We start from the raw sequence: 25,536 nt of genomic DNA on the forward strand, positions 1-25,536 counted from the left end.
AGCCAGCGCGAACGGGGGGCGCCGCTACCGGCAGGCTGACGCTGAGTAGTTGTTGTTACGCCTCGAGCGCTTTGGCCCACAGGTTGATGTCCGACTCCACGGCGAACTCGTCGATCGCGTGCAGCTCGCTCTCGCTGAAGTCGAGGTTATTGATGGCGCCCACGCTGTCCTCGAGCTGCTTCACGCTCGACGCTCCGATCAGCGACGACGTGATGGGCGAACCCTTGCCCTGCGGACGCAGAATCCAGGCGATGGCCATCTGGGCCAGCGTCTGCCTACGGGACTCCGCAATGCCGTTCAGTCCGCGGACCCGCCGCAGATTGTCCTCGGACAGGTGATCCTCGGACAACGACTTGTTCGACGCCGCACGGGACCCCTCAGGCACTCCGTTGAGGTACTTGCTGGTCAGCAGGCCCTGCGCCAACGGGGAGAACGCAATCGAACCGGCGCCAACCTGCTCAAGGACCTCGGGCAGGTTCGGCTCGCCGTTCTCCACCCAGCGGTTCAGCATGGAGTACGAGGGCTGGTGGATCAGCAGCGGCGTGCCGAGATCGCGCAGGATCGCCGCTGCCTCAGCGGTCCGCTCTGGGGAGTACGAGGAGATGCCGGCGTAGAGCGCCCGCCCGGACCGCACTGCGGTGTCCAGCGCACCCATGGTCTCTTCCAGCGGAGTCTCCGGATCGGGCCTGTGGCTGTAGAAGATGTCGACGTAGTCCAGTCCCATCCGGTTCAGGGACTGGTCGAGGCTCGCCAGCAGGTACTTCCGTGATCCGAAGTTGCCGTACGGGCCTGGCCACATGTCGTAACCAGCCTTGCTTGAAATCACGAGCTCATCCCGGAAAGGCCGGAAGTCATCCTTGAGGTGCCTGCCGAAGTTGGTCTCCGCCGAGCCATAGGGAGGACCGTAATTGTTTGCAAGGTCGAAGTGGTTGACGCCAAGATCGAACGCACGCCGCAGAATATCCCGCTGCACATCAAACGGCTTGTCATCGCCGAAGTTGTGCCAGAGCCCCAGCGAGACGGCCGGCAGGTGCAACCCGCTGCGGCCCACTCGTCGGTACGGCATGGTGTCATAGCGGTTGTCCGCGGGGTGAAAGGTCATGAATTCATCCTAGGTCGCTAGTGGGCCCGGCCTCGAACCACTGATCAGGCAGGAGCGCCCGTAACTGCGACACCGCGGTATGCACCGGCGCTGCCCCCGCCACAAATCCGTCCGGACGCACGAGGTAACACAGCCCCTCCTGAAGCCCCTTGCCGGCCGTCGCGGGAAATGAGTGAACCGGCACTTTCAAACCATGCCCGACGGCGGCAGCCACCTCCGAATCCACCTCACCGTAGGTGTGGACCTGCCAGGCCGCTGAGCGCAGTGCCTCGAAATTCGACCCGGTCCACGGCAGTCTCCGGCCGATCACCCGGCCCCGGCGTCCAGGAGAGGAGCCGTCCATCCAGTAGTGGATGCGGATCTGGGACAGGTAACCGAAGAGCCTGGGCGCGATGGGCAAGTGCGGAAGAAGCCGGATGGCCACAGGGGCGACGAGCCGCGGAGCGATGCGCCGGATGGTGCGGGCCACCCGGTGGTCGGAGGTCACCAGGCCGAACACCCAGTCGGTGCTGTTGACCAGGCGCAGCGCCACCGGTCGCCGCTCAACCTCGTACCGGTCGAGCAGGGACTCCGAGGCACGGCCCTGAATCACGTCCGCCAGCTTGAACGCCAGGTTGTGCGCATCCTGCAGCCCGGTGTTCATTCCCTGCGCGCCGACTGGTGAATGGACATGCCCGGCATCCCCTGTAAGGAAGAGCGGACCTTCCCGGAAGCGGGCTGCGACGCGATGGTGGATGCGGTATGTGGAGAACCAGAGCGACTCGCGGTAGGAGACGCCGAACACCTTTTCCACGCGCTGACGCGCCAGCGACTCGGGAACATCCTCACTGCCGGCAGTCCGCAACACCCCGAGCAGCCGATGATGGCCGCCGGGACCCATCGGGAAACCGAGCAGGAATTCCTCGGCCCCGAAGCGCAGGTTCACACTGTCCTCGGCGACACCCAAGACAGCATTGACGTCCGCCACGTAGAACGTGTGCTCGTTGGTCTGGCCCTCAAACGGAATTCCCGCAAGCTTCCGGATCGCCGATGAACCGCCATCCGCCCCGACGCAGAACCGCGCCTGGACGCGCAGGGACCCGGCGGGCCCGCTGCATTCCGCGGTCACACCGCCGGCGTCGGAGGTCAGGCTGACCAGCGGGAGCTGCCACTCGACAGATCCACCCAGTTCCATCAGGCGGTCGAGCAGGATGCGTTCATTCCTGCTCTGTTCCAGGATGTGGAGCCCGGGATAGGGCGTCAGCCCGGCGCCGAACCTGCCGATCGGTACGGCGCCGAAGGAACGGTTCTCATAGCCCGGACGGATCTTTACCGCCGAGTACCCCTCGGCAAGCACACGGTCCACCACACCCAGCTGGTCATAAATTTCCATGCTGCGCGAATGGACACCAAGCGCCCGCGACTCCCGGGTGGGTCCGTTCTTGCCGTCCACGAGAACGGCATCGACACCGAGCCTGGCCAGCCAGGCGGCGAGCATCAGGCCGGTAGGTCCGGCTCCGACCACAAGCACCTCCGTGCTGAGCTCGCGCATGGTGGCCTTGCCTTTCCTAGACCTTCACGATTGCTGTTCCGTGCGCCGGAAGCGAGACGGTGCCGTCCCCCATCGATTCCCCGGGTTCGGTACTGAGCAGCACTTTCTTCGCGGACACGGGAATCTGCCGCTCACTGTCCGCGAAATTCACGACGACGGCGGTGCCTCCCCGGTGGAGCACCAGCCAGCGCTGGTCCTCGTCGAAGCTGACCTTCACTGACGTGAAGTCAGGGTTGTGCAGGTCCTTGTTCTTCCGGCGCAGCGCGATCAGTTCCCGGTAGATGTTCAGGAGGCGTGCCTGTTCCGGGCGCTCCTGCTCTGTCCAGTTGAGTTTCGCGGAGACGAACGTTTCCGGATCCTGGGGGTTCGGCACGGTGTCCGGGTCCCAGCCCATCTTCTCGAACTCCCGCAGGCGTCCCTCCGCCGTCGCCTTTCCAAGCTCAGGCTCCGGGTGCGAGGTGAAGAACGGCCACGGCGTGAGTGCGCCGTATTCCTCCCCCATGAACAGCATCGGGGTGAAGGGCCCGGCGATGTTCAGTACTGCCGCCTGAGCCAGCTGGGCGGTGTTCAGCGAGGCGCTGATCCGGTCGCCTGCCGCGCGGTTGCCGATCTGGTCGTGGTTCTGGGTACAGACCACGAGCTGGTGCAGGCTGTGCCTGGCCGGGTCAATGGGACGCCCATGCGAACGCTCACGGAAGGAAGACCAGGTTCCGTTGTGGTAGAAGCCTTCCGTGTAGACCTTCGCCAGCGCACCGATCGAGTCGAAGTCCTCGTAATAGCCCACTGTCTCGCCCGTGACGTTGACATGCGCCGCGTGGTGGAAGTCATCGCTCCATTGGCCGGCCAGGCCGTACCCACCGACGCTGCGCGGTGCGATAAGCCTCGCATTGTTGAGGTCCGACTCCGCCACGAGGAACAGCGGCTTGCCGAGCTCCGCGGCGCACCGGTCCGTTTCCACCGCGAATTCCTCGAGGATGTGGATGGCGCGCTCGTCATGCAGGGCGTGCACGGCATCGAGACGCAGCCCGTCCACGTGATAGTCCCGGAACCACATCAGCAGATTCTCAACCACGTACCGGCGGACCTCATCGGACAGCGGGCCGTCCAGGTTCAGGGAATCGCCCCACGTGTTGGACTTGCCCTCGGTCAGGTACGGAGCGAACAGGCCCAGGTAGTTGCCGCTGGGGCCGAGGTGGTTGTACACAACGTCCTGGATGACGCCGAGCCCGCGCTGGTGCGCGGCGTCGACAAACCGTTGGTAAGCCTCAGGCCCGCCATAGGTTTCCTGCACCGCGTACCAAAGCACGCCGTCGTAACCCCAGTTATGCGTGCCGTTGAAGGCATTGACGGGCAGCAACTCGACGTACTGCACGCCGAGGCCCGCCAGGTAATCGAGTTTCCCGATGGCAGCGTCCAGCGTGCCTTCCGGCGTGAACGTCCCGATGTGCATCTCATAGATGACGTTCCCGTCCAGCCCAGGTGATGCCCAACTGCTGTCGCCCCAGGAGTAGGCACCGGCGTCGAACGTTCGGGAGAGCTTGTGTACTCCTTCCGGCTGTCGCCGGGACCGGGGGTCGGGGACCGGCTGATCAGCGCCGTCGATCAGGTAACCGTAGTCCACCTCACCGCTGGCCGGAGCTTCCGGGGCCTCCCACCAGCTGCCCTCGCGGGAAACCATGGGGTAGTTAGTGCCGTTTGCCACCAGCGTTACGGACTGCGCCTTCGGCGCCCAGACATCAAACCTTGAGCGTGCTGCGATCGTTGGATTCACTGAGCTTCCTCCTTCACGAGAAGTGCCACTGGGTAGGTCTCAAACAGCCGCGCGGCGGGAACCGGCCCACCCTCGAAACCGGTGCCGGTAATTGCGCAGCTGTAGGTGCCTTCGGGGAGTACGACGGCGGTGTCCCGCCACCCGCCGGCCCGCTCCAGTCCCAGCGGAAGACGTGTAACGGCCGTGACTGCGCCCCCGCGATCGAAGGAGAAGGCGTGCTCGGCAGCAGATCCGGTGGACAGCACCGAACGATAACCGGAGAACAGTTCCGGCCGGTCCCGGCGCAACCGCAGGGCACGCGAGACGACGAGGAGCTTGGCCATACCGCCGTCGTCAATTTGCGGGAGCGCACCGAACGCGAGGTCCACGAGCCCCTGCTTGCGGGCCGCGAAGTCCACCGGACGCCGGTTGTCCGGGTCCACCAGGGAGGTCTCCCACAGTTCGGAGCCCTGGTAGACGTCCGGGACGCCCGGCATGGTGAGCTGCACGAGCTTGGCGCCCAGCGAGTTCGACCACCCCGGCGCAGCCGTCTTCTCCACCAGCGACGTGATGAGGCCGTTCACCTCAGGGCGGTCGAAGGCTGCGTCGACGGCGTCGTGCATTTTCTCCTCGAACGCGGCATTGGGCGCCGTCCAGTGGGTGCTGGCATCGGCTTCCCGCGAGGCCTTCTCGACGTAGGCGTGGGCCCGCTCACGGCTCAGCGGCCAGGCTCCGATCAGGGCCTGCCACATCAGGGATGCGAAGGCTGTGTCACCGATCGGTGCCAGCCGGTTGAGCTGGTCGAGGGCCTCCGTCCACTCCCCTGCCAGCTCGGAAAGCACCGTGATGCGGGCCCGTGTGTCCTCACCGCGTTTGGTGTCATGTGTGCTGAGCGAGTTCATGGTCAGAGGGGAGAACTCCTGGCGCTCTAGCAGCGCGCGGTGCACCTCGTGAGTGTCCAGCGAGAAGATTGACGGATCTGCGCCAACCTCATTGAGCGAGGTCAGCCGGTTGAACCGGTAGAACGCGGTGTCTTCCACACCCTTGGCCATCACCATGCCCGAGGTCTGCTGGAACCGGACCGCCAGCTCCGTCAGTTCAGCTTTCGCGTCCGAGAGGTAAGGGTTCAGCAGGGGATGCAGTGTGTCAATGACGGGCCCGAGGTCCGGCCGGCGAACCTTGGCGTTCAGCACTGCATCGGCGAGGTGGTCCGCACCATCGGGCAGGTAGCTCCGGTAGACCGGGAAGCACGTCAGCAGTTCGGCAACCGCGTCGGCACTCTGTTCCGGATCAAGCTGTGCGGAACCGGGCACAAGCCGGGCGAGCCTGAGCACCTCGGAACGCAGGATCCCGTCAGTGATGCCGCGCTTGGTCCCGTGGATCATGTGAACGAAAGGCTCGGTGGGGACCGCCGCATCCAGCGCGGGCTGGCCGGCCGGGTCGACGAAGAGCCGGTCCACCACGGCCAGGCCGTCATAACCGGTGGTTCCCTCGCAGGCCCAGCGTTCCGGCAACACCTCCCCCGGCTCCAGGATCTTCTCGACGAGCGTGTACGCGCCGCCCGAGAGCTCGCGCAGCCTCTCGAGGTAACCCGCCGGGTCCGCGAGGCCATCCGGGTGGTCAATTCGCACGCCGTCCACGAGTGACTCCGTGAACCAGCGGCGAACTTCCGAATGCGCCTCATCGAACACCCACGGCACCTCCACCCGGACCCCGGCAAGGGTGTTCACGCCGAAGAACCGGCGATAGTTCAGCTCGCTGTCCGCACGACGCCAGTTCACCAGCTCATAGTGCTGCCGTGCGTGGACCTGAGCACCGGTGTCACCGGGCTGCGCTGTCCCCTCGGCGATGGGGAACCGGTTCTCGTAGTAGTGCAGCTCGCCGTCGACGACCTTGAGCTGGTCTTCCTCGGTGTCGCTGTCTCCGAGCACCGGCACCCGGATCCGGCCGCCGCCGGCGTCCCAGTCAACGTCGAACGCCTCGGCGTAGCGGGAGTCCTTTCCCTTGGCCAGGAGGTCCCACCACCACGCGTTCTGCGCCGGGGTGGCAACGCCCACGTGGTTGGGCACGATGTCCACGAGGACACCGAGCCCAGCCTCGTGGGCCGTCCGGCACAGTGCGTCGAATGCTTCCGTGCCTCCCCGTTCCGGATCCACCGAGGTGGGATCGGTGACGTCGTACCCGTGGTCGGATCCCTGTTCCGCCGTGAGGACGGGTGAAAGATACACCCAGTCCACCCCGAGGTCTACAAGATAGGGCACGGTCTCCGCTGCGGCGGTCAGATCGAAGCTGGATCGAATCTGCAGCCGATAGGTGGACTTGGGTGTCAGCACGAATGCCTCCTCGGAGGTGTGGTAGTGCGGTTGGACAAGCCTTTACGGGGCGGTTGTCTTCCCGGTGTTCTCGTTTGCGAGGATTGCCAGTGACGCGGCAACCGAGTGGTCCAGATCTTCGGCTTCCTCATGGGCACGCAGGACGACCATGGACTTGGCCTCCACGGTCACCGTCCCTCCCGCGGGGATGGGCTCGGAGTCCGCGTACACGCCGGCGGTGTCGATGACCTCGTCCCACATGGGCCCGTACTCAGCCGAGGGAATCGTGAAGGTCACCGGTTCATCATTGGCGTTGAAGTACAGCAGGAAGTTCAGGTCAGTGATCCGCTGGCCACGCTGATCGCGCCCGTGAATTCCCTGCCCGTTGAGGAAGACGCCGATGGAGCGCCCAAATCCGGAGTCCCAGTCCTCGGGCGCCATGAGATCACCTGCGGTATCCAGCCAGACGATGTCCGGCAGGGCCTCGCCCTCGCCGCGGCGCACAGGACGTCCGTCGAAGAACCGACGGCGCCGGAACGTAGGATGCTCGGAACGGAGCCGGTTCACGGCGGCGGTGAATTCGAGCAGCGGCTGGTCCAGGTTGTCCCAGTGCACCCAGGACAGCTCCGAATCCTGGCAGTAGGTGTTGTTGTTGCCCTCCTGAGTGCGGCCGAGTTCATCGCCGTGGGAGATCATCGGTACACCCTGCGAGAGCAGGAGCGTGGCAATGAAGTTCCGCTGCTGGCGCGCGCGCAGGGACTGCACTACCGGATCATCCGAAGGCCCTTCCTCACCGCAGTTCCAGGAACGGTTGTGGGACTCGCCGTCGTTGTTGTCCTCGCCGTTGGCCTCATTGTGCTTCTCGTTGTAGGAAACCAGATCCCGCAGGGTGAAGCCGTCATGGGCGGTGACGAAGTTGATGGAGGCCACCGGTCGGCGTGCCGAGTGCTCATACAGGTCTGCAGAGCCGGTCAGCCGCGAGGCGAACTCGCCGATGCTCGAGGGCTCGCCGCGCCAGAAATCCCGCACCGTGTCCCGGTACTTGCCGTTCCACTCGGTCCACTGCGGCGGGAAGTTGCCCACCTGGTAGCCGCCGGGACCAACGTCCCACGGCTCCGCGATGAGCTTGACCTGGGAGACGATCGGATCCTGCTGGACGAGTTCGAAGAACGTTGCGAGCCGGTCCACCTCGTAGAATTCGCGGGCAAGCGCTGAGGCAAGGTCGAAGCGGAAGCCGTCAACGTGCATCTCGGTCACCCAGTACCGCAGCGAGTCCATCAGCAACTGCAGGGCATGGGGGTGTCCTACGTTCAGTGAGTTGCCGGTTCCCGTGGTGTCCATGTAGTACTGCTTGTCATCCTCAACCAGGCGGTAGTACGCCGAGTTGTCGATGCCCCGCATCGACAGGGTGGGCCCCATGTGGTTTCCCTCGGCCGTGTGGTTGTAGACGACGTCGAGGATCACCTCGATACCGGCAAGGTGCAGTTCACGCACCATCGCCTTGAATTCCTGGACCTGCTCGCCCTCATCCCCCGAGGAACCGTAGGCGTTATGCGGCGCGAAGAATCCGATGGTGTTGTAGCCCCAGTAGTTGGAGAGGCCCTTTTCCTGCAGGGTGCTGTCATTGACGAACTGGTGCACGGGCATCAGCTCGATGGCCGTCACCCCCAGCTTCTGCAGGTGGGCGATGATCGCCGGATGCGCGATTGCGGCGTAGGTGCCGCGCTGCTCTTCGGGGATCTCCGGATGCAGCTGGGTAAGCCCCTTGACGTGCGCCTCGTAGATCACGGACTGGTGGTACGGGGTGCGCGGCATCCGGTCGCCGTCCCAGTTGAAGAACGGGTTGATGACCACGCCGAGCATCATGTGTGATGCCGAATCCTCGTCGTTATAGGAGGTCTCGTCACCGAAGTTGTAGCTGAACAACGCCTGGTCCCAGTCCATCTCGCCGTGGATGGCCTTGGCGTAGGGGTCGAGCAGCAACTTGTTGGGGTTGCAGCGGTGGCCCTCGGCTGGGTTGTAGGGGCCGTGGACGCGGTAACCATACTTCTGCCCCGGAGCAACCTGCGGCAGGTATCCGTGCCACACATACCCGTCCACTTCCTTCAGGGCCACGCGGGTTTCGGTGCCATCATCATGGATGAGGCAGAGTTCCACTTTCTCGGCAATCTCACTGTAGAGCGCGAAATTGGTCCCCGTGCCGTCATAGGTTGCCCCCAGCGGATAGGCATCTCCTGGCCACAGTTCCATATGTGCTCCTTGCTTGTTTGTGTCACCCGATGTGCTCGGGCCGTCTCCTGCATCTTTTCATAGCGCAGGGATCTGACATTTTGGTGAACGTAAGTTATTGGTCAGCGCGGGGCGGGTCCCGCAACAGCTCGTGGATAACCAGCCGGACATGGCGTGGCAGCTCACTCACCACAATCGGCCCGCGCTTCGCAGCGCGTTGACCGGCCAAACCATGCAGCATCGCAGCTGCTGCTGCAAGCGCTGCCCAGCGCGACGACGGCGGCAGCCCCAGCGATGCGCCGGCGTCGTCATGCTTCGTGTTGGTGGCAACCAGCGCGCCAAGGATCCCAGCGAGGGTATCGCCCGAGCCTGCTGTGGCGAGCCACGGCGTGGCGTTGGTCTGGCTGAAGACCGTGCCGTCCGGTGCTGCCACCACCGTGGTGTTGCCCTTCAGCAGGACGGTGGCGCCGGTCGCCTCGGCGGCACGGCGGGCAGAGTCGAGAGGCGCTGCCTCGATGGCTTCCCGTTCCACGCTTTTCCCGCGCCGTTCGAACAGCGCCACCAACTCGCCCGCGTGGGGCGTGAGGATGACGTGGCTGCCGACGGTCTCCGGCAGCAGCGGGAGCGCTCCGGCGTCAACCACAGCAGGCAATCCGGAGGTAATGGCATCGCGGGCCCGCTGCCGCTGCCCCGGATCCTCGGCGGCACCCGGGCCCACGAGCCACGCCTGGACATGAGACTCGGAAACCGAACCGTGGGAGCACACCACCTCAGGATGGACGGTGTTGATGAGGGTGGTCACCGCGTCCGGGCCGAGGAAGCGAACCATTCCAACGCCGGTAGCCAGCGCTGCGCCCGTGGCAAGCACGGCCGCTCCGGGGTACATCCCCGAACCGGCTGCGATGCCGAGAACACCACGGCTGTACTTGTGGTCGGCCGGTTGCGGCTGGGAATAAAGGAGGTGGAATTCCGACGGCTCCAGCGAGTAGAGGCTGGGCTCGGCCAGCGTGTCGCCGAGGCCGATGTCGATGGTGGTGACGCGTCCCGCCAGCCGCGCCCCGGCACCAACCAGCAACCCGGACTTCAGGCCGCCGAAGGTCACCGTGAGATCGGCTGCCAATACTTCGCCGGAGGCAGCGCCGGTGTCTGCGTTGACTCCGCTCGGAACATCGCACGCCACAACCCGGCCGGAGGTTCCGCGAACATTGACCTTCGTGACCAGCTCGGCCGCCTCGCCGCGCAGTCCGCCGACTCCCCCAGTGCCGAGAATGCCGTCAAGAATGAGGTCGGCCGCGGTGACGCGCTCAGCGATGCGGTCGAGGTTCCCGGTGAGCCGTTCAACCCGCCCGCCCGCGGCGCGGAAGGCGGCCAGAGCATCGGTATGCACGCGATCCGAGGTGAGTACCGCCGTCGTGCCTGCTCCCCGCTGCTGCAGGCGGGCGCCGGCGTAGAGCGCGTCTCCCCCATTGTTGCCGCTGCCAACCAGTACGACGACGGCGCGTCCGTAGGTGCCGCCCGTTGCGTGCAGTTCCCCAACGCAGGCCTGTGCGAGGCCGTGCGCAGCACGCTGCATCAGCTCACCGCCGAGACCCGCCTCGAGCAGCGGGGATTCCGCTGCCCGGACCTGATTCCCGGTATAAGCACTAAGCATGCTTAGAATCCTACCGGGTGGCCCCCGGATATTCCCCCTCGGCAACCACCATGGCGGTTGCTACCCCGCCGTCGTGGCTGAGTGAGAGGTGCCAGCGGTTCACTCCGCGTGCATCCGCAACGGCCTGGACCGTCCCGGAAACCTGGACCGTGGGGCTGCCGTTGGCGTCGAGGCCTATCCAGCAGTCCTGCCAGTTCATGCCCGCCGGTGCTCCGAGCGCCTTGGCCACAGCTTCCTTCGCGGCGAAGCGGGCGGCCAGCGAGCGGGTGTTGAGCCCGCGCTCCGCCGCAACGAACAATCGCTCGCGCAACCCGGGTGTGCGCTCGACCTGGCGCTCGAACCGGGCTACGTCCACAACGTCTACGCCGATACCAATGATCATCGGCGCCTACTCGACCGTGACGGACTTGGCCAGGTTACGGGGTTGGTCAACGTCATAACCCTTGGCTGATGCCAGTTCAAGGGCGAAGATCTGCAGCGGAACCGTGGTGAGCAGGGGCGCCAGGAGCGTGGAGGTCTGCGGCACGTGGATGACGTGCTGGGAGAACGCTGCCACGGATTCGTCGCCCTCCTCGGCAATCACAATGGTGACCGCACCGCGGGCGCGAATCTCCTGGATGTTGGAGACCACCTTGGAGTGCAGGGAGTCGCGGCCGCGCGGGGACGGCAGCACGACGACGACAGGCTGGCCCTCCTCGATCAACGCGATGGGGCCGTGCTTGAGCTCACCGGCAGCGAAACCCTCGGCGTGGATGTAAGCGAGTTCCTTGAGCTTGAGCGCGCCCTCCATGGCCACCGGGAACCCGACGTGGCGGCCCAGGAAGAGCACGGACTTGGCATCTGCCATGTCCCGGCCGAGCTTCTTGACGGCATCCGCGTTGTCGAGCACCTGCTGGATCTTGGCGGGCATCTCGTTGAGATCGCTCAGGACGGCGTTGATCTCGTCGCGGAACTTGTTGCCGCGCAGCTGGGCAAGGTAGAGGCCGAGCAGGTAGGCGGCGGTGATCTGCGCCAGGAAGGCCTTGGTGGATGCCACAGCGATTTCCGGCCCCGCGTGGGTGTACAGCACGGCGTCCGATTCACGCGGGATGGTGGACCCATTGGTATTGCAGATGGCAACCACCTTGGCGCCCTGTTCGCGGGCGTAGCGGACCGCCATGAGGGTGTCCATGGTCTCGCCGGACTGGGAGATGGCAACCACGAGGGTCTTCTCGTTGACGATGGGGTCCCGGTAGCGGAACTCGTGGGAGAGCTCCACCTCGGTGGGGATACGGCACCAGTGTTCAATGGCGTACTTGGCCACCGAGCCGGCGTAGGCAGAGGTTCCGCAGGCGAGGACAACAATCTTGTCCACCGAGCGCAGAATTGACTCGTCAATGCGGAGTTCATCCAGTACCAGGTTTCCCTTGGCGTCGGTGCGGCCCAGCAGCGTCTGCCCAACGGCGTCGGGCTGGTCATTGATTTCCTTCTCCATGAAGGAGTCATAACCGCCCTTTTCCGCGGCAGCGGCGTCCCAATCGACGTGGAATTCCTTGCCCTCGGCGGGAGCGCCGAAAAAGTCGGTGATTGCAACCGCGTCCGGGGTGATGGTGACCACCTGGTCCTGGCCCAGCTCCACTGCGCGGCGGGTGAAGTCAATGAAGCCCGAGACGTCCGAGCCGAGGAAGTTCTCGCCCTCGCCCAGGCCCACAACCAGCGGCGAGTTGCGGCGAGAGGCCACAACGACGTCGGGGGCGTCCTGGTGGATGGCCAGCAGCGTGAAGGCGCCTTCGAGGCGCTGGCTGGCTTCCTGCATTGCCCGGGTCAGCGTGTCCTCGGAACCGGAACCTGAACCGGCGTCGGCGTCCGCCAGGCGGCGGTAGATGCTGCCCAGCAGTACGGCGGCAACCTCGGTGTCGGTGTCGGAGATGAAGGTGGCACCGGCGTCGAGAAGCTCGGCCTTGAGTTCTGCGAAGTTTTCGATGATGCCGTTGTGGATCATCGCCAGCCGGCCGTCGTCGGCCAGGTGGGGGTGTGCGTTCTGGTCTGTCGGGCCGCCGTGGGTGGCCCAGCGGGTGTGGCCGATTCCCGTCAGTGAATCAGGAAGGGGCGCTTCCTGAAGCTCGGCAATAAGGTTGGTCAGCTTGCCGGATTTCTTGCGCGACTGGATGCCGGATTCCGTCAGGACTGCAACGCCCGCGGAATCATAGCCGCGGTATTCGAGCCGGCGCAGGCCCTCCATGACAACGTCAAGGGCGCCGTGACTGCCGTTTGAATCGACGTCCTCGAGTACCGCGCTGTTCAGTGATGCGCCGTTGTTCCGGCCTACGTATCCTACGATTCCACACATGGGCTTAAGCGTACCTGCCGAGCACTCCTTCCTTTGCGCCGCGAAGTTCAGGCGTGGTGCAGCTCACCGGAGAGGCCGCTATCCGTTTGTTAATGTCCTGGTCAGGGGGCAGAATTCACAGGGTGAGTGAGCAATCTCCCGGTACCGGGCCCACAGCGACGGTGGATGCCGGTGTCACCCCGTTCGTTGAACTCGAGCGTCAGACGTGGTCGCGGCTGTCCAATGAGATCGAGTCGCCGCTCAACGTCGAGGACATCCTCCGTCTGCGCGGCCTGGGAGACGCCCTCAACCTTGACGAGGTGCGCGAGGTCTACCTTCCACTGTCCCGGCTGCTCTCGCTCTATGTAGCCGCCGCCGGTGAACTGCATGCCGCCACCAATACCTTCCTCGGTGAGACCACCACGCGGACGCCGTTCGTCATCGGCGTTGCCGGTTCGGTGGCGGTCGGCAAGTCCACCACTGCCCGCGTGCTGCGCGAGCTCCTTCGCCGCTGGCCCGGCACCCCCAACGTTGAGCTGATCACCACGGACGGCTTCCTCTACCCCAACGAGGAACTGGAACGGCGCGGCCTGATGCAGCGGAAGGGTTTCCCGGAGTCCTACGACCGCCGTCGTCTGCTGCGCTTCGTCAGTGAGGTCAAGAGCGGCGCCGAGGAGGTCCGCGCCCCCTGGTATTCGCACCTGACCTACAACATCGTGCCTGGTCGTGAAGTGGTGGTGCGCAGGCCGGACGTGCTGATTGTGGAGGGCCTGAACGTCCTTGCGCCGGCGCGCATGAGGGCGGACGGGCGCTCCGGCCTCGCGCTCAGCGATTTCTTCGATTTCTCTATCTACGTGGACGCGAAAACCTCCTATATTGAGGAGTGGTACGTCCAGCGTTTCCAATCGCTGCGCAGCGGCGCCTTCGCCAACCCGGAGTCGTATTTCCACCGGTACGCCTCACTCACCGACGAGGAGGCCCGCGAGACCGCGCTTGGCATCTGGCACCGCATCAACGAGCCGAACCTGATGGCCAATGTCCTTCCCACCCGCGGCCGCGCCACCCTGGTCCTCACCAAGGAAGCCGACCACTCGATCCGAAGAATGCTGCTACGAAAAACCTGACGAAACCGCGGCGGCACCGCACCCCATCCAGCTGGATGACGACGGCGGTGCTCCTCGTCGCGCTGTCAGCCTGCGGTACGCCGCCACCTGCAGCGGACAACCCCGCCTCCGCGCCTGCGTCATCGGTTCCGCCCGCTTCTTCAGTTCCGCCTTCTCCGGCCGTGTCCCAGACCCCCGGCACCATTCCCGCCCCGGGACAGCGTGCACCCGCTCCCGTTGAAACTTCTGCTCCGTCGGTGGTCCCCGAGACGCCACCAGCGCAACCCACCGCCGCGCCGAGTGTTGCGGCTTCTCCCTCTCCGCCGCCTCCAGTTGCTGCACCGCCTCCAGAGCCAACCGAGCTGGGCGACCCAACCTCGGTGAGCGTCGTCGTCAACAAGCAACGGCCGATCAACCCGATCGACTACTTTCCTTCCGGTCTGGTACTGCCCGCGGTCCCGCTGGCCGTGGCCGAGCCTAATGCCCTGCTGCGTGGTGACACCGCTGCCGCTGTGGAGGAGATGTTTGCAACTGCAGCGAGCGACGGCGTGAGCCTCACCCTGGTCAGCGGGTACCGGTCCTTCCAGGACCAGGTCTCGACCTATGAACACTGGGTGGCGCAGTACGGCGGTGACACGGCAGCAGCTGACCGCATCTCGGCGCGCGCCGGGTTCTCCGAACACCAGACGGGGCTCGCCTTCGATGTGGGCCAGGACGACGGCGCGTGCACCCTCTCCTCCTGCTTCGCCGACACTCCCGCAGGTCAGTGGATGGCAGCCAACGCGCACCGGTTCGGGTTCATCCTGAGGTATCCGTTGGGGGCGGAGGGCATCACCGGGTTCTCCGGCGAGGCCTGGCATTACCGGTACGTTAGCGTTGAGCTGGCGCAGGCCATGCGGAAGGACGGTGTGGCAACCCTCGAGGAGTACTTCAACCTGCCACCGGCGCCCGGCTACTGATGTACCCCGAACTTTTGCGCAGCTCGCGCGACTTGCACGCCCGTCGGGCTCACCTGATCTGCGCAAATCTTCCCGTAACCTGAACCCATGATCAACGGATTCAAAAACTTCATCATGAAGGGCAACGTCATTGACCTGGCTGTTGCCGTGGTTATCGGTGCCGCGTTCGGGGCGGTGGTGAAATCGCTCGTCGAGAACATCCTCATGCCCTTGATTTCAGCGCTGGTCGGCGCACCCAACTTCGACGATTTTGCGAAGGTGACCATCAACGGCAACGAGATCCTGTTCGGGATGTTCCTCACCGCCGTCGTGAATTTCCTCCTGATCGCCGCTGCTGTCTACTTCGTAATCGTCATGCCGATGAACAAGCTGATCGAGCGGCGCGACCGCAAACTGAACCTGGAGGAGAAGGTCGAAGAGGTTGACCCGCAGGTTGCGCTCCTGACCGAGATCCGCGACAGCCTCAAGCAGCGTTCCGTCTAGCTACTGCCGTACCTTACTTGCCTGCCAAGCGCGCGTTCAGCCGATCAACCTCGTCGAGCACCTCGGTCGCCGCCCAGGCTCGGTCCCGCTTGCTTCGGGTAATGGGGGCGATTACTCCGGCTTCTGTCAGCCGATCCAAGCTGGCATAGACGGCGTTCAGGGTGACACCTGCGATGTGGGCAGCAGTGTGCGCTTCGAGGACCGGGTGCTCCAGCAGGGCAGCGATGATTTTCTCATCAGCTGAACCGCGCCGAGGCTTTGCGGCTTCCTCCCAGATACCGGGTAGCTCTTCCAGCTCGGCAATCGATGCGCGGGCTGCGTCAGTCGCCCTTACCGCCGAGACCGCCAGGTACTTCACGAACGGGTCGACATCGCCGGTTCTGTAGGCATTGACCAGATCGAAGTACTGCTGAACGTCGGCGACCATGGCGGAAGCGATGGGGGTAACGGTCCCGGTGGTCAGCCGACGGCGGCGGCAGACAGCGCCGATGAGGGCACGCCCGATCCTGCCGTTGCCGTCGGTGAATGGGTGCACGGACTCGAAATGAGCGTGTGCAATGGCTGCCTGGGCTATGACCGGCAGGTCGACCCTGTTGCTGAATACAATCAGGTCGGCCATGAGGTCGTCGACGAGTTCCGGCGGAGGGGGAACATGAATGGCGTTGCGCGGAGAGTAGTCAGAACCGCCGATCCAGTTCTGGACATCGCGAAAGCGGCCGGCGTACGTGAAGTCGACCGGATCGTCCTTCATGAGCAGGTGGTGCGCCTTCAATATCTGATCCACCGAGATCGTGCCCGTGGAGCCGGCTCCGTCGATCATGGCTTGGATGGCGTCTGTGGCAGCGACCATTGAACGGGCGTTCGCGCTGGCTTTAATCCCGATTGCTGCCCGCGCGTAGTCATCCCGTGGCGCTTCTACATGTTCAATCTTCGAGGAAGAGACAGACTCGCTCCCGAGGAGAAAACCGCTGATCGCCGCCATGCGTGCGCCGGAAGTAGCGTCCAGGGAAGCGACAGCAACGGCGGCCTCCTCCAGCGCGACCAGTGTGTCCTTTTCCGGGTAGTAATCCTGAGCGGCGATCAGTGGCGGCAGGGATACCACCACCTCCGCGAAGAGCCGATCCTCCCGCGGCGGTCTCCCGGAAAACCTCCACGGCCGCTTCTCGTAATTATGCGCTGGCCACATCCGGTTACCGGCTCGCCGTAGAACCCAGAACATGCTTCATGTTGTTCATGTTTCACCCACTAAACATGAATAGTCAATCCGCTATCCATGTTTAGACGGAGCAGGGAGGCCTAAGCGGGTTCGAGCGCCAACTGATGTTGCACAATCCCGGCGAGGGTCTCGGCAGTGCGCTCGGCCGTAACCATGTCGGCGGCCTCAACCATCACGCGGACAACCGGCTCGGTGCCGGAGGGGCGCAGCAGTACGCGGCCGGTTTCCCCGAGGGATTCCTGGGCGTCGCGGACCGCACGCTGCACCTCGTCGTCGCTGTTCACACTCGACTTGTCCACGCCCTTGACGTTGATCAGCACCTGGGGAAGCTTGGTCATGACGGTCGACAGTTCCTTCAGGCTGCGGCCGGTCAACGCGACCTGCGCCGCCAACTGCAGGCCGGTCAGAACGCCGTCGCCAGTGGTTGCGTAGTCAGCGAAGATGACGTGTCCGGACTGTTCGCCGCCGAGGCTGAAGCCGCCGTCGCGCATGCCTTCAAGAACATAGCGGTCCCCCACCGCAGTCTCACGCAAGGTGATTCCGGCTTCCCGCAGAGCGAGCTTCAGGCCGAGGTTGCTCATCACGGTGGCCACCAGTGTGCCGTCTTTCAGGCGCCCGGCCGAGTTGAGGGCAACTGCCATGATCGCCATGATCTGGTCGCCGTCCACCACGGTGCCCTCGTGGTCCACGGCGAGGCAGCGGTCGGCGTCGCCGTCGTGCGCAATACCGAGGTCTGCGCCGTGTTCCAGCACCGCGGCCTGCAGCATTTCGAGGTGGGTGGAACCGCAGCCCTCGTTGATGTTGTTACCGTCCGGGTCAGCGCCGATGACCACGATGTCCGCGCCGGCGTCGGAAAACACCTGGGGTGAGCAGCCACTGGCCGCGCCGTTGGCGCAATCCAGCACCACTTTGAGGCCGTCGAGCCGGTGCGGTAGTGACTGAAGGAGGTGGACCACGTAGCGGTCCTCAGCATCGGCGAAGCGCTGGATGCGGCCGACGTCCGGCCCAACGGGGCGGTGCCGGGGTGCGAGGAGTTCGGATTCGATCGCATCTTCGAGGGCGTCGTCGAGCTTTTTGCCGCCGCGCGCCAGGAACTTGATGCCGTTGTCCGGCGCCGGGTTATGGGAGGCGGAGATCATGACCCCGAAGTCAGCGTTCAGGTCAGCAACGAGGAAAGCCGCAGCCGGTGTGGGAAGGACGCCCGCGTCAAAAACGTCGACGCCGGCACTCGCCAGGCCGGCTTCCACGGCAGCGGCAATGAAATCGCCACTGGTACGCGGATCCCGCGCGATGACGGCGGTGGGGCGCCTGCCATCGGATTGCTGATGCCCCAGCACCACGGCCGCTGCCTGGGCAAGCTGCAAAGCGAGTTCTGCGGTGAGGAGGCCGTTCGCCAGACCGCGGACGCCATCGGTCCCAAATAATCTAGTCATCGTGGTTCATCCTAAGGGAGAAAAGTCCCGCACCCGGGAAGCGTCGAAGAACGCTGTTAGAGCGTTACGCCCGCCCGGCAGCAGCCGAGCGGGCGTAACGGGTGAAGCTGGTGAAATCAGCGCTTGTGGAGCCAAGAGCGAAAAATCGCCGAGGGGACCCAGGAATAACGCGCCAGCGGTATTCCTGGGGTAGGCGATTTTTACCTCTTGGAATACTGAGGCGCCTTGCGTGCCTTCTTGAGACCGGCCTTCTTGCGCTCGATGACGCGGGCGTCACGAGTCAGGAAGCCTGCCTTCTTGAGGGCGGGGCGGTTGTTCTCGCGGTCAATCTCGTTGAGCGCGCGGGCAACACCGAGGCGCAGTGCACCGGCCTGGCCGGAAGGGCCACCGCCGTGGATGCGTGCAATGACGTCATACGCGCCGTCGAGCTCGAGGAGCTTGAACGGATCGTTGACTTCCTGCTGGTGCAGCTTGTTGGGGAAGTAGTCAGACAGCTCGCGGCCGTTGACAATCCACTTGCCGCTTCCCGGTGTGACGCGGACGCGTGCAACAGCTTCCTTGCGACGGCCCACAGCGGCGCCGCCTACGGTCAGCGCGGGGCGCTCTTTGACGGGCGCGTCCGAGACGGCCGACGATTCCGAGGTGTAGCTGGTGAGCTCCTCGGTTGGTTCATTCAGCTCTTCAGTGTTCTGAGCCACGGTTCTCCTTGAGTGATTCTTAGTCTGTGGTGGCCAGGACTACTGAGCGACCTGGGTGATTTCGAAAGTCTGGGGCTGCTGGGCCGCGTGCGGGTGCTCTGCACCGCGGTAAACCTTCAGCTTGCCGATCTGCTGGGCAGCGAGGGAGGTCTTGGGCAGCATGCCCTTGATGGCCTTCTCCACAGCGCGTACCGGGTTCTTCTCCAGCAGCTCTGCGTAGTTGACGGACTTCAGTCCACCCGGGAAACCGGAGTGGCGGTAGGCACGCTTCTGTTCGAGCTTGGCGCCGGTGAGGGCAACCTTCTCAGCGTTGATGATGATGACGAAGTCGCCCATATCCATATGGGGGGCAAAGGTCGGCTTGTGCTTTCCGCGCAGCAGTGTTGCGGTCTGGCTGGCAAGACGGCCTAGGACAACGTCGGTGGCGTCAATGACGTGCCACTGGCGGTTGATGTCGCCGGGCTTCGGGGTGTACGTACGCACGGTTTTTGCCTTCGTTTCTTGTTCTACGGTGACGCTGGCACACGTGGAGAATGACCTCCAGATGCCAACGCAGCTGATGCATGCGTTACCGGAACTTCAGGTGAGGACTGAAAGCTACACCGGTGATCCCTGGGTTCTCGGCCATATCCGCGGACCAGGTAGCTCTGCAACTGAGCCGCACGCGGGCATGGACATATCGAGATGGGATACGCACAACGACTCTCAAGGTTAGCGCGGACGTGACCCCCGGGTCAAAACACGTCAGCCATACCCATCAGCATAGGATGGCAGGAGGTTCATCTAGGGGGTAGGGCGAAGAGTGCGGCTGGTCCAACTTGCGTCGCGCCGTTCTGCCGCCCGCCGCAGCCTTCTGGCCATTATTGCGCTGACCCTCGCAGTGCTGACGGCGGTCCTCGCCGGCATCAGCGGCTTCACCCAGTTGGCCGCAACGGAGGCACTGCGCTCCCTCGCCTCAGCTTCCGGGGCCTCAGCCTCCGGCGCGCAGGGCTTCTTCCGCATCCACACCACCATCGCTGACGACGCCGCTGCGCAGCAGGCAGCCGCCGAAGCCGCTTTCGCCGAACTGGGACTTCCCAACGGCCTCTCCATCTCCATCGCACCGTATTCACCGCCCCGCCCGCTGGTGCCCTCCGGCGGCAGCGCCACCAACCTCCCGGCTGACCTCACCTTCCTGCCGGTCGGCTGGACACCGACGACGACGCCGGCAGCCGGCTCGCTCGCACCACTCACGTCGGGTGCCGCTAGTGAACTCAACAGAACCGGCCCCATTCCCGCTGCCCTGGAGACTTCGACCGCGGAATCCCTCGGCCTCGCCGTGGGTGACACGTTCGCCGTGGAGGGTGCTGAGGGAACGGTCCGGCTCGAGCTGGTGGCAACCCTGAATCCCGTGGGCCCGGACGCCGCCTTCCTCGACCCGGTGCCCGTCCAGGGCGCGGAATCGGTGCCCACCGCCGTCGTCGTTCCTCCGCAGACCATTCCTGCGCTGAGTGGTGAGCCGAAAGTCCAGTGGGTGTTCACGGTGGATGCGGACTCGGTCTCAGCGGCGGAGCTGTCCCGGCTGGCTGAGGGGCTGCGCCAGCTGCCGCAGCGGCTGAGCGGCGATCCAGCAATCAACGACGGCGGCGTGATCCCGTCCGGTGAACTCGGCGGCCTGCTGGCTTCCGCGGCGGATGCAACGCAGTCGGTCCGGGCTGTCCTTCCCATTGCCCTGCTTCTGCTGGTGGCGCTGAGTGCGGTGACGGTGGTGCAGTTCGCGCGGCTCCTGGCCGATACGCGTGCTGTGGAGGACAAGTTGATCAGTGCCCGCGGCTCCACGACGGGTCAGCGCGCCGCCGTCGCCGCTTTCGAAGTGGTGCCGCTGGCCGTCGCGGGTTGCCTGCTCGGGTGGGTTGCCGCCGTCGTGCTGGGTCCGTTGCTTTCCACCGGCAGTGAGACAGAGTATGTCGAGGGAATGGGTGAGTTCGCCTCGGCCAGCTGGAGCGTGCCGGTGTTGTGCGCGGGGATCACGGCGCTGGTGTTCGTCGCGGTTGCGGTGCTCGACGCTCTGCGTGAGCACAGTCCGGGCGGAGATGCAGCGCGTACGGCACGGGTGGCCTCCTTCGGCGTGCTGGCGCTGCTCGTTGCTGCGACCGCGCTCTCGCTCTGGCAGTTCCTGCTGTACCGGTCGCCGCTGGTAGAGTCCGGCAGCGGCACCCTCAAGGTCAACCCGCTCGCCGCTCCCGCTCCTGCCCTGCTGCTCCTGTCCGGGACCGCGCTGGCCCTGGTCATCACCGCGTGGCTGGCGCGCCGGGTAGAGCGCCGGACGTCCTCCCGCGCCACCCTCGGAGTGCCGTTGGCGGCGCGGCAGGTCTCCCGGCGGATCGCGTCCTACGTGATTCCGATCGCGCTGGTCACCGTCACGGTGGGCACCGCCACGTTCACTGCCGCGTATGCGCAGACCACCAGCCGGTCCCAGGAAGCGGCATCCCAGCTGGGCAATGGTTCGGACGTGCGTGTCGCGGTGCCCGGTCCGCTGGTCATCCGGTCCGCTGATGACGTTCCGGCCCTGAACACCTTCGCCGAACGTGAGGCGGTGACCGCGGCCTCCCTCGCTTACCGGGGCGAAGCGCGGCTGGCATCGATCACCGCTCCCCTGCTCGCCGTTGATGCCGGATCGCTGCCGGGGCTCCTGGACGACGGCGCCAACCTGGTGAACGTCGGAGAGCTTGCGGGCGCGCTGGCCTTCGAGTCCCCCGTCCCCGAACCCGCGCTGGCCCTGACGCCGTCCGCCACCCAGGTCCGTCTGCAGTTCACCTCGCGCGGCACCTCGGAAACACCGGACGACGACGGCGCTGCCGCCCGCTCTGCCTCCGTCACCGTCTGGATCCGCTCGGAGGCCGGGCTCCTGGTGCCTGTGCCAGCCGGCACGCTCGTTCTGTCCGGTTCCGGGAACCAGGCGCATTCCCTGTCCTTTCCGCTGCCCGAGGACTTGCGCCCGGCAGCAATCACAGCCGTGGACATCGCCCTGGACCCGTCCGAGGCCCCGCGCGGCTACGAGCTCGAAATCACGAGCGTGTCCAGCGACGGCGGCATCGGTACCGGGCAGGGCCGGTTCACCGAGGATTCCGACCTGCGGCTCGCGTCCGCCGCGTTCGGGTCCGCGCAGTCCGGTGTGCTGCCGCTGGAGACGGGCGTCGGCGTGCGTTTCCCCCAGGAGGGCTCAACGTTCGGCACCGCGCAGGCCCGGCTCATGGTCGGAGCTCAGGATGCGCCGCCTCTTCCGGTGGCCTTCACCACTGAACTGCTCGCGGACCTCGACCTGACGGTGGGTGACCCAGTGTCGCTGCGTCCCGGCGGCGTCGAGATCGACGGCGTCGTTGCCGCGGTTGCACCCGTACTGCCCGGGACCACGGAGAGCAGCGCCGTCCTGGTGGATCTGCAGGCCTACAGTCACGCGTCGCTGGCCAGTTCACCCGTTCCTCCGCGGCCGGGAGAAGTCTGGCTCGCGTCAACGGACCGGACCGCCACCGCCGGCGCTGCCGCCAGCCTGGCCGGACCCGGCGCAACCGTCTCCACGGCAGACAACTCACTCATCGGACGCTTTCTGGCACCGGCAACCACCTCGCTCTGGATCGGCGCGATCGGAGCGCTGCTCGTGGGCGGTGCGGCGTTGACGGCCAGCATCGTGACCCTCGTGCAATCCCGGCGCTCCGAGGTGGCCGTCCTGCGAGCGCTCGGCATGCAGGCCCGCGACCAGGTGCGCGGGCGCCGGTGGGAGGTGCTCAGTGTCGGAGGTGCCGCCGTCGTACTGGGTCTGCTGACAGGGCTGGGAGTGGCGGCGCTAACCGTGTCGCTGCTGGCGCAGGCGGTGGTGGTTAATGCGTCGGAGGCGCTGCGGGCGCCGCTGTCGATCGCCGTCGTGCCGTTGCTGGGCGTGCTCGCGGTGCAGGTGCTGATCCTGGTGCTTGCGGCCTGGTTCTACGGCGAGCGCGTGAAGCGGCAGGCGCTCACGCCGGCGTTGGCGGTGGATGCGCTGTGAGTCTGTACCGGCTGTTGCGCCGCGAGTTCCGGCACTCCCGCTGGCCCTCGGTGCTGGTGGCGTCGATTGTGCTGGTGGTCTCGGCGTTGCTGTGCGCGTGGCCGCGTGCAGTGGACTCGATGTATACGGCGGACCTGCAGGAATCGGTGTCCGAGCTCGCGGGATCCCAGCAGGCAGTCCGCGCGTTCAGTACGTCCTTCCCGCCGCTTGAGGACTTCGACCGCGCCTTCGACGAGACGGACATTGACGGGGCCACCGAGGACGCGCTCGCCACCATTCGGGAAGACCTGGCCGAGCCGCTTGGCTCAGTCCTCGGGAACGGCCGCTGGTTGGCTACCGGCGTCAACTCGAGCATCGGGCCGCTGCCGGACGGTATCCGCGAACTGGTGCTGAACTACGCAGTCGATGTGCAGGCGCTCGAGCACATCGAGCTGGTGGAGGGCGCGCTGCCGGGGCCGCCGCCGGATCAGTACGGCGAGGATCCGGTGGAAATTATCCTCTCGCGGGACTCCGCCGCGTCAGCGAAGTGGCCGGTCGGCGGGGAGCGGAATGTCGCCGTCTTCCTGCCGGGTCAATCCGGCGATGAGGGCAACGAGGTGCGGTCGCAGCCGATTGTCCTGAGCGGCATCTACGCGCCGAAGGACCCCGATTCCCCCTACTGGAGCCTGAACAACACGCTGCTCTCAGCGGCCGAGGACTTCAATCCGGACACCGGCACGGCCGTGAATGCAACGGCCTTCGTCTCCCCCAGGGCGTTCCCGTTCCTCTCGCGAGCGGCTGACCATGTGCAGACCTCCTACTGGTACCCGGTGTCCACCGACTCCCTGACCGCCAGCACAGCACCGCAAACCGCCGCGCAGCTAAGTGAGTTCCTCGGGACGCCGCACACCGTTCCCTCCACCTCCCCGTTGCCGACCACTGTCGTCTTCGGATCCGAAACACCCGACGCGATAGCCGATGCCACCCAGCGTGCCGCGTCGACCAACCAGATCCTCGCGCTGCTGGCTTCCGGGCCGCTTGGCGTGTGCCTGGCAACCGCCGCCCTTGCGGTACGGCTTCTCCTCGAACGACGGCGGGGCGCGCTGGCTCTGGCGTCGGCGCGCGGGGCCAGCTACTGGCAACTGCGCGGCGCCCTGGCGCTGGACGGGTTGCTGCTCGGCATCCCGGCTGCCGTGCTCGGTGCGCTGGCGGCTTTCCTGCTGGTGCCCGTGCCGTTCTCGCCGGCGCACCTGCTGTGGCCGGTGCTGGCGGCCTTTGTGCCCGCAGTGCTGATGGCGGTCCAGCATCGTCCGGAAGCTTCGTTGCGGCAGGATCTTGGCGCCTCTGCACGGAACCGGTGGCGCGTGAGTGCGGAGGCCGCCGTCGTCGTGCTGGCTGGAATGGCCACGGTTCTGCTGACGCAGCGGGGGCTGGCGCAGGGGGCGTTGGAGTACGGCGAGGTGGATCCGCTGCTGTCGGCGACGCCGCTGCTCATTGCGCTTGCCGTGTGCGTGCTGGTGCTGCGTTTGTATCCGGTACCGCTTGAGTGGTTCGCGCGGGTTCGGCGGCGGGGTCCCGGGCTGGTCGGGTTCCTGGGGGCGTCGCGTGCGGTGCGCTCGCCTGGTGCGGGGTTGGTGCCGGTGCTGGCGCTGATCGTGGGGCTCGCCGTCGTGCTCTTTTCCGGCGTGCTGTTGTCGACGTTCAGTGAGGGAGTCACCGATGCTGCACAGGCCGACGTCGGTGCTGACCTCCGCGTCCAGGGCCCGCCGTTCTCGGTGGAGCAGGTTGAGGGGATCCGGTCGGTCGAGGGCGTCGCGTCGGTGGCCGCGGTGACGGATCTGGGGACCCTGCGCGCGGAGACGGGTGGCCGGCAAACCAAGGACGTGAACCTACTCGCGGCCGATCCCGGTGCGGTGTTGAGTGTCCAGGAGGACCTCGCTGGTGCGTTCCCGCCGGCGTTGCTGAACGCGTTGGAGGGCGATGCTTCGGATGGAGCTCTACCTGTAATCGCGTCGCCTGCACTGGAGCTTGCGGAAGGTACGGCTATTGAGCTGCGTTACCGCGGGACGTCGGTGGACGCGGAGGTGGTGGGCATTGGGCCGGAGGACGTGGTGTTCTCGGCGTCGTCGGTCTGGATGTTGGTGGGTGAGCAGGCAATCGGCTCTGTGCAGGAGCGGACGTTTGAACCGTCCGTGCTTTTGGCTGACCTGCACGATGGCGCTGCTTCTGAGGCTGTCATGGACGCAGTTGCGGACATCGCCGGCGTGCCCGTTTTGCAGCAGACTCCGGACCAGCAGGTTGAGCAGACGCTCGAATCGGCGTCCGGGCGGGGACTGCAGCTAGGGCTGTGGGCGGTGATCGGCGCGATGGCCGCGCTGTGTTCGTTGACAATCGTCATGACGTCGGTGGTGAATGCGCCGGCCCGCAACCGGTTGATCGCGCTGCTGCGTACGCTGGGGTTCCCGCCTCGTCGCGATGGTGCGTTGATGTTGTGGGAGCTCGGGCCGATTACCGGGGCTGCGGTGCTGGCCGGGACTGCTCTTGGGCTGGTGCTGCCGCTGGTCATTCTGGGTGCGATTGACCTGTCGGCGTTTACCGGCGGTGCTGCCGAGCCGGCGCTGGCACTGAATCCCCTGCTGTTGCTGGGCCTGCTGGTTGGGTTTGTGGTGGTGGTGCTTCTCTCGGTGGCGGGTGCTGTGGCTGCTGGTCGGCGGCAGCGGTTGGCTGCGGTTCTTCGAATGACGGATACCTGAGGTGATAA

Annotated in this window: 17 protein-coding genes; 5 read left to right on the top strand and 12 right to left on the bottom strand. The window is 65.6% G+C overall.

The window, feature by feature from the left end; translation table 11 throughout:
- Positions 1–55: 55 nt before the first annotated feature.
- From mgrA to glmS, 8 genes are all read right to left on the bottom strand, one after another.
- The gene (gene mgrA / locus ABFX19_RS00910; protein WP_346027169.1) at positions 56–1,102 is read right to left on the bottom strand and encodes an L-glyceraldehyde 3-phosphate reductase; all 1,047 of its coding nucleotides are present in this window, start codon (positions 1,100–1,102) and stop codon (positions 56–58) included.
- 4 nt (positions 1,103–1,106) lie between these two features.
- On the bottom strand, positions 1,107–2,633 hold the full coding sequence (locus tag ABFX19_RS00915; RefSeq protein WP_346027170.1) for an FAD-dependent monooxygenase: 1,527 nt from the start codon (positions 2,631–2,633) through the stop codon (positions 1,107–1,109).
- 16 nt (positions 2,634–2,649) lie between these two features.
- Positions 2,650–4,404: a malto-oligosyltrehalose trehalohydrolase gene (gene treZ, locus ABFX19_RS00920; protein ID WP_346027171.1), complete on the bottom strand. Its 1,755-nt coding sequence runs from the start codon at positions 4,402–4,404 to the stop codon at positions 2,650–2,652.
- Positions 4,401–6,716, bottom strand: a complete 2,316-nt coding sequence (gene treY / locus ABFX19_RS00925) for a malto-oligosyltrehalose synthase (RefSeq protein WP_346027172.1) — start codon at positions 6,714–6,716, stop codon at positions 4,401–4,403. The genes treZ and treY overlap by 4 nt, the downstream gene beginning before the upstream one ends.
- A 42-nt stretch (positions 6,717–6,758) precedes the next feature.
- Positions 6,759–8,945 (bottom strand): glycogen debranching protein GlgX, encoded by a 2,187-nt coding sequence (gene glgX / locus ABFX19_RS00930; protein WP_277359170.1) that lies wholly within the window; start codon positions 8,943–8,945, stop codon positions 6,759–6,761.
- Between the two features lie 94 nt (positions 8,946–9,039).
- Positions 9,040–10,575, bottom strand: coding sequence for an NAD(P)H-hydrate epimerase (locus ABFX19_RS00935; protein WP_346027173.1), 1,536 nt, complete (start codon positions 10,573–10,575; stop codon positions 9,040–9,042).
- 10 nt (positions 10,576–10,585) lie between these two features.
- The gene (locus ABFX19_RS00940; RefSeq protein WP_277359686.1) at positions 10,586–10,957 is read right to left on the bottom strand and encodes a holo-ACP synthase; all 372 of its coding nucleotides are present in this window, start codon (positions 10,955–10,957) and stop codon (positions 10,586–10,588) included.
- Positions 10,958–10,963: 6 nt separating this feature from the next.
- Positions 10,964–12,904, bottom strand: coding sequence for a glutamine--fructose-6-phosphate transaminase (isomerizing) (gene glmS / locus ABFX19_RS00945; protein ID WP_346027174.1), 1,941 nt, complete (start codon positions 12,902–12,904; stop codon positions 10,964–10,966).
- 92 nt (positions 12,905–12,996) lie between these two features.
- On the opposite strand from glmS, the gene coaA reads away from it, so the two are divergent.
- From coaA to mscL, 3 genes are all read left to right on the top strand, one after another.
- Positions 12,997–14,007, top strand: coding sequence for a type I pantothenate kinase (coaA, locus tag ABFX19_RS00950; protein ID WP_428830998.1), 1,011 nt, complete (start codon positions 12,997–12,999; stop codon positions 14,005–14,007).
- Between the two features lie 161 nt (positions 14,008–14,168).
- Entirely contained in the window at positions 14,169–14,945 is a 777-nt protein-coding gene (locus tag ABFX19_RS00955) for a M15 family metallopeptidase (RefSeq protein ID WP_346027176.1), read from the top strand.
- 87 nt (positions 14,946–15,032) lie between these two features.
- Positions 15,033–15,428: a large conductance mechanosensitive channel protein MscL gene (gene mscL / locus ABFX19_RS00960; protein ID WP_204531640.1), complete on the top strand. Its 396-nt coding sequence runs from the start codon at positions 15,033–15,035 to the stop codon at positions 15,426–15,428.
- A gap of 13 nt (positions 15,429–15,441) precedes the next feature.
- Here mscL and ABFX19_RS00965 read toward each other — a convergent pair whose 3' ends face one another.
- From ABFX19_RS00965 to rplM, 4 genes are all read right to left on the bottom strand, one after another.
- Entirely contained in the window at positions 15,442–16,530 is a 1,089-nt protein-coding gene (locus tag ABFX19_RS00965; RefSeq protein ID WP_346027177.1) for a Fic family protein, read from the bottom strand.
- A 194-nt stretch (positions 16,531–16,724) separates the two neighbouring features.
- Positions 16,725–18,077, bottom strand: a complete 1,353-nt coding sequence (glmM, locus tag ABFX19_RS00970; RefSeq protein ID WP_346027178.1) for a phosphoglucosamine mutase — start codon at positions 18,075–18,077, stop codon at positions 16,725–16,727.
- A gap of 200 nt (positions 18,078–18,277) precedes the next feature.
- Positions 18,278–18,775, bottom strand: coding sequence for a 30S ribosomal protein S9 (gene rpsI / locus ABFX19_RS00975; RefSeq protein ID WP_056544114.1), 498 nt, complete (start codon positions 18,773–18,775; stop codon positions 18,278–18,280).
- Between the two features lie 39 nt (positions 18,776–18,814).
- Positions 18,815–19,258: a 50S ribosomal protein L13 gene (rplM, locus tag ABFX19_RS00980; RefSeq protein ID WP_056544112.1), complete on the bottom strand. Its 444-nt coding sequence runs from the start codon at positions 19,256–19,258 to the stop codon at positions 18,815–18,817.
- Positions 19,259–19,577: 319 nt separating this feature from the next.
- Here rplM and ABFX19_RS00985 point away from each other — a divergent pair, with 319 nt between their 5' ends.
- Together ABFX19_RS00985 and ABFX19_RS00990 are read left to right on the top strand one after the other, a co-directional pair.
- On the top strand, positions 19,578–22,796 hold the full coding sequence (locus ABFX19_RS00985) for an FtsX-like permease family protein (RefSeq protein WP_346027179.1): 3,219 nt from the start codon (positions 19,578–19,580) through the stop codon (positions 22,794–22,796).
- Positions 22,793–25,528 carry an FtsX-like permease family protein gene (locus ABFX19_RS00990; protein ID WP_346027180.1) on the top strand — a complete coding sequence of 912 codons (2,736 nt, stop codon included), beginning with the start codon at positions 22,793–22,795 and terminating at the stop codon, positions 25,526–25,528. Before ABFX19_RS00985 ends, ABFX19_RS00990 begins: the two co-directional genes overlap by 4 nt.
- Positions 25,529–25,536: the final 8 nt, after the last annotated feature.

Source organism: Arthrobacter parietis, from assembly GCF_039530425.1.
GTDB classification, from domain to species: Bacteria; Actinomycetota; Actinomycetes; order Actinomycetales; family Micrococcaceae; genus Arthrobacter_D; species Arthrobacter_D parietis.